Origin of the sequence: Parabacteroides sp. 52, from assembly GCF_010500925.1 — a bacterium.
In the GTDB taxonomy this organism is placed as follows: Bacteria; Bacteroidota; Bacteroidia; order Bacteroidales; family Tannerellaceae; genus QVMG01.
Genome location: NZ_QVMG01000004.1, coordinates 62,306 through 73,674, shown reverse-complemented (window position 1 = coordinate 73,674; position 11,369 = coordinate 62,306). Strand labels below are relative to the sequence as shown.

General features: G+C 44.3%; 12 protein-coding genes and 2 tRNA genes. 9 read left to right on the top strand and 5 right to left on the bottom strand.

The features are described from left to right. Nucleotides 1-3 precede the first annotated feature (3 nt). From D0T51_RS04375 to ribD, 4 genes are all read right to left on the bottom strand, one after another. On the bottom strand, nucleotides 4-753 hold the full coding sequence (locus D0T51_RS04375) for an isoprenyl transferase (RefSeq protein ID WP_239056676.1): 750 nt from the start codon (nucleotides 751-753) through the stop codon (nucleotides 4-6). Nucleotides 754-767: 14 nt separating this feature from the next. Then, the gene (locus D0T51_RS04370; protein ID WP_163725699.1) at nucleotides 768-1,472 is read right to left on the bottom strand and encodes a DUF6089 family protein; all 705 of its coding nucleotides are present in this window, start codon (nucleotides 1,470-1,472) and stop codon (nucleotides 768-770) included. A 75-nt stretch (nucleotides 1,473-1,547) separates the two neighbouring features. Next, on the bottom strand, nucleotides 1,548-2,930 hold the full coding sequence (locus tag D0T51_RS04365; protein ID WP_239056675.1) for a DUF6242 domain-containing protein: 1,383 nt from the start codon (nucleotides 2,928-2,930) through the stop codon (nucleotides 1,548-1,550). 326 nt (nucleotides 2,931-3,256) lie between these two features. Beyond that, on the bottom strand, nucleotides 3,257-4,327 hold the full coding sequence (gene ribD, locus D0T51_RS04360) for a bifunctional diaminohydroxyphosphoribosylaminopyrimidine deaminase/5-amino-6-(5-phosphoribosylamino)uracil reductase RibD (protein ID WP_163725694.1): 1,071 nt from the start codon (nucleotides 4,325-4,327) through the stop codon (nucleotides 3,257-3,259). A 69-nt stretch (nucleotides 4,328-4,396) separates the two neighbouring features. Between ribD and prmC the strand changes: the two genes are divergently transcribed. The 9 genes from prmC (at nucleotide 4,397) to D0T51_RS04315 (ending at nucleotide 9,700) form a co-directional block, all read left to right on the top strand. Next, entirely contained in the window at nucleotides 4,397-5,272 is an 876-nt protein-coding gene (prmC, locus tag D0T51_RS04355; protein ID WP_163725691.1) for a peptide chain release factor N(5)-glutamine methyltransferase, read from the top strand. A 3-nt stretch (nucleotides 5,273-5,275) separates the two neighbouring features. Continuing rightward, on the top strand, nucleotides 5,276-5,767 hold the full coding sequence (locus tag D0T51_RS04350; protein WP_163725688.1) for a regulatory protein RecX: 492 nt from the start codon (nucleotides 5,276-5,278) through the stop codon (nucleotides 5,765-5,767). Further along, a complete protein-coding gene (locus tag D0T51_RS04345; protein WP_163725685.1) occupies nucleotides 5,745-6,443 on the top strand; it encodes a ComF family protein in 699 nt (232 codons plus the stop codon). Before D0T51_RS04350 ends, D0T51_RS04345 begins: the two co-directional genes overlap by 23 nt. Nucleotides 6,444-6,556: 113 nt before the next feature. Further along, nucleotides 6,557-7,189, top strand: coding sequence for an orotate phosphoribosyltransferase (gene pyrE, locus D0T51_RS04340; RefSeq protein WP_163725683.1), 633 nt, complete (start codon nucleotides 6,557-6,559; stop codon nucleotides 7,187-7,189). An 18-nt stretch (nucleotides 7,190-7,207) separates the two neighbouring features. Then, nucleotides 7,208-7,618: an SRPBCC family protein gene (locus D0T51_RS04335; protein WP_163725680.1), complete on the top strand. Its 411-nt coding sequence runs from the start codon at nucleotides 7,208-7,210 to the stop codon at nucleotides 7,616-7,618. Nucleotides 7,619-7,673: 55 nt separating this feature from the next. Then, nucleotides 7,674-9,014, top strand: a complete 1,341-nt coding sequence (gene argH / locus D0T51_RS04330; RefSeq protein ID WP_163725823.1) for an argininosuccinate lyase — start codon at nucleotides 7,674-7,676, stop codon at nucleotides 9,012-9,014. Between the two features lies 1 nt (nucleotide 9,015). After that, nucleotides 9,016-9,456 (top strand): hypothetical protein, encoded by a 441-nt coding sequence (locus tag D0T51_RS04325; RefSeq protein WP_163725676.1) that lies wholly within the window; start codon nucleotides 9,016-9,018, stop codon nucleotides 9,454-9,456. Nucleotides 9,457-9,520: 64 nt separating this feature from the next. Then, nucleotides 9,521-9,593: transfer RNA gene (locus D0T51_RS04320), tRNA-Gly, on the top strand. 19 nt (nucleotides 9,594-9,612) lie between these two features. Then, a tRNA-Leu gene (locus tag D0T51_RS04315) sits at nucleotides 9,613-9,700 on the top strand. A 65-nt stretch (nucleotides 9,701-9,765) separates the two neighbouring features. On the opposite strand, the gene D0T51_RS04310 is transcribed toward D0T51_RS04315, so the two are convergent. Beyond that, nucleotides 9,766-11,367 carry a hypothetical protein gene (locus tag D0T51_RS04310; protein ID WP_163725674.1) on the bottom strand — a complete coding sequence of 534 codons (1,602 nt, stop codon included), beginning with the start codon at nucleotides 11,365-11,367 and terminating at the stop codon, nucleotides 9,766-9,768. Nucleotides 11,368-11,369 lie beyond the last annotated feature (2 nt).

The following is an 11,369-nucleotide window of genomic DNA, read 5'->3' as shown; positions in this document are numbered from 1 at the left end:
CAACTATTGTTTATAGTTTAATTGCTCACTTGTTTTACCAAAGCGTCGTTCCCGCTGTTGGTAATAGAAGATAGCTCCATACAACTCTTCTTCTCTGAAATCGGGCCAATATATATCTGTAAAATACAATTCGGCATAAGATAATTGCCATAAAAGGAAATTACTGATGCGTTTTTCTCCTCCCGTACGGATCAACAGATCCGGATCGGGTATGCCCTGGGTAGTCAATTTCGCGGACAACATCGATTCGGTAATCTCTTCCGGGGCATAGATACCGGCAGACACCTCTTGGGCTAATTGCCGGGTTGCTTGCGTTATTTCCCAACGGGAAGAATAACTCAAGGCAAGCACCAGGGTTGTTCCTGTATTGGAAGCCGTTTTCTCTATGCAGTTCATCAGGGTGGCACGCACAGCATCCGGCAAACGCGAAAGATCGCCAATGGCTTTCAGGCGAATATTATTAGCCATCAGATCCGGCGTTTCTTTTTCTATGGCCGAGACCAACAGCCCCATCAATGCCTGTACCTCTTCTTCCGGCCTGTTCCAGTTTTCAGTAGAGAATGTATAAACAGTCAAATAGCGTAAACCAACAGCTGTCGCTGCCTCCAACACTTTGCGTACAGAAACGACCCCTTCCTGATGTCCAAAGCTACGATCCTTTCCCTGAGCCTTCGCCCAGCGTCCGTTTCCATCCATGATGATAGCCACATGTTGTGGCAAGCGGCTTTTATCTATTTCTGCTATCAGCGACATTCTTTTTTTCTTTCTCAATAACTGATAATATTGTCTTTGTTGTTACAAGGGCGCACACAGGGTCCGAAATCCCAGGTAACAGAAAACATCAAACAAGAATACCAGTCTTTATTTTTCAGCATACTACTGCTTATCTCATAAGGATTATCCAGAGCATCATTCCCTTCCAGGCTATCACCAAACAGCTTTCGAAAGGCAAACTCGCATCCCAGGTTAATCCTGTTTTTTACTTTATATTTCACGCCTACTCCCAAGGGTATATGCAGACTGAAAAAAGTCTGATTCCCTCCCGGTGCAACAGTGGCCCCTATTCCTATCAGGAAATAGGGAGTAATAGGCTTCGCATTCAGGTAGGCATATTTATCGCTATAAGGGAAAAAATTAAATTCCGCCTGTCCTCCTAGCTCCATCAGGTTCCGGTCAAACGAAACTTGTGCATTCTGAGGAAAAACATTATCCAACCCCGCCGTACTTCCCGATACGCGTGCCCACATCAGATCGGCTTTCAACGCCCATCTGAAATTGACATTGTAACGAAACACTGCCGCCAGGGCCGGGTTCAATCCCTTCACAAAGGCATTCTTATTGGCATCTCCCATATACATGCTTCCGCCAGCCATGCCGCCTATCTCATATCTATATTCCTGTGCCTGAAGCACCGGATATGTTCCCAGTAACAAAATAACAATGAGTACCCGTTGAAAAAAAGTTGAAGTCATATGCTTTTTCTTATATACTACATCTCTTTTTAACGTCAAAAGCCTCATAAAATTATATGCCACACACGAACTTTCCTATTTCTCAAAGCCTAACCGGTTGATCCGGCCACGCCATATTTCTTGTTGTTCATTGTTACCGGAAGCCGTTTTGCCTCCAATAATAGAAATGAACTGATCGGTATCTACCTGCAACGAAGAGAATCCTCTTCCTGTATAGTTTTCCGGCAAGACAACCAACGTATCTATCAACGACCAGGATACCCCTTTATCGGTCGTTTCATACATATCTTTCAAGCCTTTACCATTCGCATCCAGCCCACCGATCATCCACAACTTATCATCATAAGCCGTCAACATAACGCCTTCTCTTTCACCAAAATAATTCGTATCGGTATCCGTCAGCAAAGCCCAAACCTTTCCATTCATCGTGCCCCAGGCATTGTTCAGGAGTGTATTCCGGGCACTTCTTCCGGCAACAACCATCAGGTATTCATAATACATGGATGTATAATTCAACTGTCCAAAGCCGGTAACAGGGAAATCTTCGGGAACAGCCTCACCGATGGTCCATATGCCTTCTTTATCCATAGCGGCAAAAGAAAGGGCATCCCCTTCTTTTACGATGGCAGCTAAGACAGAAGGTTGTCTGTCTCCCCCTGTTTTCACATAACCCAACAAAGACTGCACGACCGGAGTCTTCTCTGTCACGGTCCACACCTGCCCATCTACCGATTGATAGAGTACACCGTCTGTCGACGGCAAATAGAACGTACCTTCATAAGCTGTCAACTGCGACAAAAGGGCTTTCCCCGCAGGCAAACCTTCGAGGGACAATGCTGTCCAGTTCTTCATGTCTGTGACAACAGTATAATATAAACGGTAAGGAGAATTTGCTCCGGCAGGTTGCGTATACATAAAATAACAGGCTGCGCCCGCATAAGTATGTTGTATCACCTTCTGCTCCCGGATTGCTTCTTCCGTCAGGCGATCCGTATACAACCCCCAATCCATGGAATCGGGAACCAATTGATGTACATTTACTTGCGCCTTGTATTTCTTCGTCGTTACCCCATCATAGGCACCTACAATAAACTCTACCGGCTGGGAAAAGTCAAGCGAATCAGAGGCATTCCAGTCGATTGTATCTCCGACAGCAGTCTGAACCACCTGCACATAGGCAACCCCATAGGTGTTATCCATATATTCCACCGAACAAATGGCTTTTTCCATTGCTGTGCCATAGGCCAACGAATCCATATTAAAAATACGTCCGTGTAACTGATCGATCGTAAATCGCGTACTGCCCAATCCCAGGATTGAATCATTCTCTAATTTGAATGAAATTATCTGACAGTTTTTGGGAATCTCATAATCACTGTTCTCTTCGCTTCCTCCCAAACAAGAAGACATCAACCACATCAAACACCCTGTAAGTAACAGTACTATTTTATTTCTCATCAAAAACATAAGTTTATTGCATATAAAAGCACAAAAGTAGAAACATTTTTTGCTTTATACCTCATAGAGAGGAATATTTATAATATTTTAGTTTCAATAACATAGATAAATAACATATTTTACCCTCCCGGATTCCGGAGAAAAGCGGCAGCGGGTTTGATGCTTTATGAAAAAAAGGGGGGTTATTCTAGTGTTGATAGCTATCGTTAGTATTGCCGAAGCCCATCAGCAATATTGTCGATGCGCATGAGCAATATTGCCGATGCGCATCGGCAATAAAATTAACAGTTGACAATGCACCCCTTCCAACACCTATACAGGGGAGGTCATTGAAGATTTTTTTTGTAAAAAGTATCTATAAGATATTCCTTTGAGGAGCTTCCCACAGAGGTACGGGCAACGGTCTGCACTGCAATCGAAGGAATAACAGGAGCCTTCACTCCTTCTCCTAAAAGACAAGGGGCTGTTTCCACACGTGCCTCATCCCATAAGCCCTCCTGTAAAAAGCTTTGCAACAAAAAGGCTCCTCCTTCCACCAATAAAGAATCCAATTTGCGGCAAGACAACGCCTGCAATACCTGAGGCAATACCGGCTGCGCATCATCCCATACGATATATTCCAGGTTAGGCTGATTCTGTCTTTCCCTTGCCGTAAAAACAATCGTCGGGGCACGTCCATCCAACAAATGATAATGGGAGGGTATACGCAGATAACGGTCCAATACCACACGCACCGGATTGTTTCCACGCCAATGGCGCACAGACAAAGACGGATTATCCAACAGAGCAGTTTGGGTGCCTACCAGAATAGCCGCCACCTCCGACCGGAGTTTATGCACCTTCCGCCGCGTCTCGGGAGAAGAAAAAGTCACCGGTGGAACCGTTGCATCCGTCCGTACCCGATCCATATACCCATCCATACTCTGTGCCCATTTCAGATAAATATACGGACGCTTTTGCTCATTGAAAGTCATAAATACTTTATTCAACGCATGCGCTTCTTCCCGCATAACACCGGTAACCACCTTCACGCCTGCCTGCTGCAACCGGCGCACGCCCCTTCCGGAGACTTCCGGGAAAGGATCAAGACAACCTACTACTACCCGGGGAATTCGTTTATCGATAATCAGTTCCGCACAAGGAGGGGTTTTCCCGTAATGAGAACAGGGCTCCAGATTCACGTACAAGGTAGACTCCCGAAGCAGTTCTTCCCGTACTACCGACGCGATGGCATTCACCTCCGCATGGGCTTCGCCGGCTTTTCGGTGAAACCCTTCTCCAATAATCTTTCCGTTATGCACAATCACCGCCCCTACCAGCGGATTGGGACTGGTATATCCGGCGGCTCTACCGGCCAATTCGAGGCAACGCTTCATGTATCTTTCGTCCACCACCATATCAACTAATTCTTAAATGCCAATTGCTAATTGTTAATTGTTTGTTACTTTTGCATGCAAACCGGGAATATGACGCAAGCCCTCGCATACATACAATCTTCTCTAGAAGGCCTCTACCCCGCGGGGGAGATCCGCAGTTTCACCCGTCTGATCATGGAAGAAGTCTGCCACATTCCTCCATACAAACTTCTTTCCGACAAAGATAGAGAATTATCCGACAATGAGAACAAGCGCATTACGGAGATCATCGACCGGCTTCGCCAGGCGGAGCCTATCCAATATATAATAGGGAAAGCCTATTTCTATGATGCCTATTTCCTGGTAAACCCGGCGACGCTTATCCCGCGCCCGGAAACAGAAGAACTGGTCGAACATATCCTCTGCGACGACAATGGAGAGAAAAAAACGGTATTGGACATCGGCACCGGCAGTGGCTGTATCGCCATCTCCCTGGCCAAAGGCATGCCCAACGCAGAAATCATCGGCATTGACATCTCGGACAAAGCCCTGGAAACGGCACGGGAGAACGCCCGTTTATTAAAAGCGGAAAACGCTTCTTTCTTCCTCACCGACATCTTGTCTGCCCAAGACCGCGCCCAACTCCAACCAGCCCTTTTCGACCTTATCGTGAGCAATCCTCCTTACGTGATGGAAAAAGAGAAAAAAGCGATGGAGAAAAATGTCTTATTGCACGAACCTCACCTGGCCTTATTCGTAAAAGATGACGACCCTTTGATTTATTACCGCCATATTGCCCAAATGGGAAAAGAAAGGCTCCAACCGGGGGGATACATCTATTTCGAGATCAATGCCCAATGCGGGAAAGAAATGGTCGAACTCATGGAACAGGAAGGGTATGAATCGATCGAACGGATAAAGGATCTATCCGGGAAAGATCGTATCCTAAAAGCCATACGACCCGAACAAAGACTGAAACATACATAAGCTATGAAGGAACGAACCGAAACGGAAATCTTACACCGGGTAGCAGCCTACTGCTCGGCTGCCGAACGATGCATATGGGATGTGGCGCAAAAAATACGCGCTGCCGGACTGAACCGGGAGGCGGAAGAGAAAATCATCGCCCGGCTGTTGCAAGAAAAGTTTATCGACGAATCGCGCTTTTGCCGCAGCTTCGTCAACGACAAACTGCGTTTCAACAAATGGGGAAAGATCAAAATAGGATACGAGCTTCGTAAAAAGCATATACAAGAAACCCATATCACCGAAGCACTTGCAGCCATCAAAGAGGATGCATATCTTTCTACCCTGTCGACCCTGCTCAAAGAAAAAAAGAAAACAATCCGGGGCAAAGACCAACGGGAAACCTATTACAAACTCCTCCGCTTCGCTGCCGGAAGAGGATTTGAAAACAAAGATATAAACCAATGCCTGAAGCAACTCAATATAGACGGCGATGAAGAAGAATATAGGGAATGACCTGGTTCATCTCTTTTACCCAAACCTTTGTAAACTATGCAATGAACGATTGATGGAAGGCGAAGAGCAACTCTGCCTATACTGCTTATGCCATCTGCCTCATACCGGCTTTTACAAAGAGACACCCAACCCGGTAGAACAACTCTTGATCGACCGGGAGAAACTAGTATGCGCAACCGCCTTCCTGTATTACGAAAAAGGAAGCCAGGTGCAACGGCTCATTCATGCATTAAAATATGACAACAACAAAGAATTGGGATACTTATTAGGCAGGCAAGCGGCACAGGAATTAAAAGAAGCCGGACATCCGATCTGCCAGGCCGATCTGATCCTGCCAATCCCCCTCCATCCACGCAAACAAAGGAAAAGAGGATACAACCAATCCGAATGGATCGCCCGGGGACTTAGCGACATACTGAAAATACCCCTCCATACCCAAGCCGTAAAACGGAATATACATACAGAAAGTCAGACCACACAGACAGGATACAACAGATGGTTAAACGTTAAAGATATCTTCACCCTCACAAAAGAAGAAGAATTAAGAGGAAAACATATACTTTTAGTAGACGACGTTATCACGAGCGGTTCAACCGCCGGTGCCTGCATAGACACCCTATCTCAGGTGGCAGACTGTCGAATCAGCTTCTTCACCTTATCCATAGCACATCTATAAATAGAGAATAAAATTCAAAACAGTTTCTAAAAAAATAACAATCAATATATAGAGTTATATCAACGACTTTGACTACTTTTGCACACTGATACATTATATATATTTACAACTGTATGAAAACACTGGAAAGATTAGTAGCAGAGAAATTATTAAAGATTAAAGCCGTTAAGCTACAACCGGCCAATCCTTTCACCTGGGCCTCCGGCTGGAAATCACCGATTTACTGTGATAACAGAAAGACGCTTTCTTATCCGGACGTACGCACTTTCATTAAGTTGGAATTAGCTCGCATTATCAGCGAAAAGTATGAAAATGCAGATGCTATTGCAGGTGTCGCTACCGGTGCGATTGCACAAGGAGCCTTGGTTGCCGACCTGTTGGGATTACCTTTTGTGTATATCCGTGCAACTCCCAAAGATCATGGTTTGGAAAACCTCATTGAAGGGGAATTGAAACCGGGTTCTAAAGTAGTCGTTATTGAAGACTTAGTGTCTACCGGCGGAAGTAGCTTGAAAGCTGTTGAAGCTGTGCGCAACTTCGGTTGTGACGTGGTAGGCATGGTGGCTATCTTCACCCATGGATTCCCGGTGTCAGAAAAACAATTCAAAGAAGCCAAAGTCACGCTGACTACTCTGAGTAATTACGATGCAGTGCTCGAAGAAGCGGTACGTACCGACTATATCGACGAATCGGAAATTGCCACCTTACAAGAATGGCGGAAAGACCCGGCAAACTGGAAACCCTGATAATAGAAGGAGATCTGAATGACTGAATTTGTAAGTGGAATAAAATCTATTCCTCATAATGACGAACGTATATTTGCTATATTGTCCGACCTCTCCAATCTGGAAAAGCTGAAGGACCGTATACCACAGGATAAAATCAAAGACTTTGAATTCGACAGTGACTCTTGCAGCTTCACTGTGGACCCTGTGGGCAAAATAACGTTCCAGATTGTCGAACGGGAACCTAATAAAACGATAAAATTCGCGACAACCAATTCACCTGTACCCCTATTCCTTTGGGTACAGCTAAAACAGGTGGAAGAGAATGACACCCGCCTAAAAATAACAACCCGTGCCGATATCCCTGTTTTTATTAAACCTATGATATCCAAACCGCTGCAAGACGGAATCGACAAAATAGCGGAGGTTCTGGCAAACTTACCTTATTAGAATGGAGAACTACCTCCTTCCTCTATGAATCGTTTATCATTAATCGTTAATCGTTATTTACATGAAGCTTTGGGAAAAGAATACACAGGTTGATCATGCCGTAGAGACATTTACTGTCGGGAAAGACAGGGAAATGGATCTTTATCTGGCAAAATACGATGTCTTGGGATCGATGGCGCATATCACCATGCTGGAAAATATCGGATTGCTTACCCGAGAAGAACTCTCTCTTTTACTGGCCGAACTGAAGACGATATACGCCCTTGCCGATAAAGGCGAATTCATTATTGAAGAAGGCGTGGAAGATGTGCACTCCCAAGTAGAACTAATGCTCACCCGCAAGCTGGGGGATGTCGGCAAAAAGATCCACAGTGGACGCTCGCGTAACGACCAGGTATTGCTGGACCTCAAACTGTTCACACGGGCTCAGATACAGGAATTAACCCAACTCGTCTCTGCCCTTTTCGATGTCTTAATCACACAAAGTAACCGATACAAAGAGGTGTTGATGCCGGGATATACGCATCTTCAAGTGGCCATGCCCTCCTCCTTCGGTCTCTGGTTTGGCGCCTACGCGGAAAGCCTTGCCGACGACCTGCAACTCATGCAGGCGGCCTATAAAATATGCAACCGGAATCCTTTGGGATCGGCGGCCGGATACGGCTCTTCTTTCCCGTTAAACCGACAGATGACAACCGACTTGCTTGGCTTTGACTCAATGAATTACAACGTCGTTTATGCACAAATGGGACGAGGCAAGATGGAACGTACCGTGGCATTCGCTATGGCCGGAATCGCAGCGACCTTATCCAAACTGGCTTACGACGCTTGTTTGTTTAACAGCCAGAACTTCGGGTTCATCAAACTGCCTGATCAATTCACTACCGGTTCCAGCATCATGCCACATAAAAAGAATCCGGATGTGTTTGAGCTTACACGGGCTAAATGCAATAAAATACAAGGCCTTCCTCAACAAATCACTTTGATCGTAAACAATCTGCCTTCCGGTTATTTCAGAGACTTACAGATCATAAAAGAAGTGTTCCTCCCCGCATTCGACGAATTAAAGGAGTGTTTGCAAATGGTCAGCTTCATGATGCAGGAAATGCAGGTAAACGAACATATTCTGGATGATGACAAATATGCCCTGCTCTTCAGCGTCGAGGAGGTCAACAGACTGGTCTTGCATGGTGTTCCTTTCCGGGATGCCTACAAAGAGGTCGGATTATCTATCGAAGCAGGCAATTTTTCACCGAATAAAACCGTTAATCATACACACGAGGGCAGCATAGGCAATCTACAAAATGCGTCTATCACCCTCCTGATGCAAGAAGTGATTGACGGGTTCGCTTTTGAACAGGTCAACAAAGCAGAAGAAAAATTGATTCACGATTGATATGAAACGTTTCTTATTTCTTTTAATTATAGGCATTCTTCTTTCCTGTAGTAAAACAATAGAAGATCCTCTGCCTTATGCGCCTGTTTACTTTAACATAGACTTACGGACATGGGATAGCGACTTGATTGGTGCGACCAATTACAAGATATTCACCCAAGCCAGATTAGACAAAGAGACAACGGGATACTCCGGCATATTCGTTGTTTGCGGTTTTGATGGGCAACAACATTATGCCTATGACTTATGTTGCCCCCATGAAGCACAAAGAAGCATAAAGGTGGAACCGACAGATGCCGGCACAGCCATATGCCCCCAATGCAAAACCATATACGAAACCGGGAATGGATTTGGAAATCCCTTAGAAGGCGTTTCCCAATACCGCTTGCGGAAACTGAACATCTCTTATAAAAACGAGAAAGAATTTGTCGTCTTTTACTAACGAATATTTTTTTCGTCTAATATTTGCACAAATAAAAGATTTATCTACCTTTGCACACGCAAACGCGAAAGTAGCTCAGTTGGTAGAGCATAACCTTGCCAAGGTTAGGGTCGCGGGTTCGAATCCCGTCTTTCGCTCATCTCTAAGAGAAGGGATGCTCGAATGGTGGAATTGGTAGACACGAAGGACTTAAAATCCTTTGACTATTGCAGTCGTGGGGGTTCAAGTCCCCCTTCGAGTACCATATCTCAACGCCAGTAGCTTACTATCAAGCTGCTGGCGTTTTTGTTTTATCCTTTTCCTGTGATATTAGAGAACATCCTCCTCCTTCTTCTTTTCCATTCTTAACTGATGTTTCACAAACCGTCTGATAGTCCGGTAGGTCGGATGAATGGATGCTTTGGGGCGTATTGTACTTTCTCTTACCATAAAGAGTAACAGACAAAATAAACCTAACAGAACGAGCCAGCCATACAATTCTTTCGTCGACACCATCAGCGCCTGCAACTGCACCGTACCATAAAGCTTGCCCAATGAAAGATTTGTAGCAATGGCATTCACGTTGTCAATATTTGCACTCAGCAACATCCCATTTTTCTTTATCAATACTTTAAATATATGCCCTAAAATAGCCGTACCTAATACACTTCCAATACAAGCACTGATAAACAACTGGATAGTAATTGCCTGAAAAAAATTCTGAAATGGTACACGTGACAATGCAGTAAGAAAAGTGATGGCTATAATAACATAACCAAAACCTCTTAAAAATATCGGCAATATCAACGATGTTTTAGATTGGTTATAGTCGATAGTAAAATAGAATATAGCGAGTGACACTATTATAGCAGAAAAAGCAATGGCCGTCATCGTCTTATATCGCCACTTACGGCGGGCAAAAGTCAGGTAGGTAAAAAGAGCCCCTACTACTATCCCCAGAAGTACGATCCAATTGAGAGATATAATATGTAGGGAATCATAACCCAATATTGTTTCTATATAAATATGTTCCAACAAATGTGAAGGAGCAAGTAGTATATCAATTACCACAAAAAGAATAAAAGTTGTATAAACCATTGGGTAACGCCATGTTTTCAGTTCAATAAAAGGATGTCGAATAAAACTTGCACGCCACAAGTTAAGTAAAAGCATAATAACGGCTGCAACTGCTGCCATCCTTATATATATCGACTGAAACCAATCGTAATGTTCGCCATAATTACAGATGAAGATGATACTCAACACGGTCAACCCCCATAATAATGCCCCCAACCAATCAATACCATACAAAGGTAGTTTTTTCATCGAGCGATAATTACGGAAGAGCATATGTGTCAACAGGATAACTCCACCCAGCAATCCGATAACCAACCAATGCATATATTGCCATTTAGAAAGAAAAGCTATATAGATAGTTATCAGTCCCGATAATTGAATGCAACCTTGCACCAACAAATAAATAAAACAAAAGAATACCGACAGATCACGCTTCGGAGTAATCCAAAGCTGAATAGTCGAATTGCATTCAAAGGTCGCCCACATTCTGAAAATGCCGGCAATAAATGATACAGCAACAAGCAGAGGAATACTGTTTACAGACATACATATCAGATTACTCATAATAAGGGCGACAGCGCATGTTATCAACGATGTTCTGGAACAAAACCGGAATTTCAACCTGAACATGATGGTAAATGTAAGAGCCATACCCACCATAGAGGCATAACCTATCATCATTACATCCTCTTGCATCAGGGCCATAGAGCCTACCATCTCGCTGACTGCAGCCAAGTATATCCCACCAGAAGATAGCTGAAAAATGATAACAAAGAGAACAATAACCCAAGGCTTTATCTTTTCGGGAACAAAATTCCTGATAGAAGGTATAGAAAAAGGTCCGTTATGATGCATAG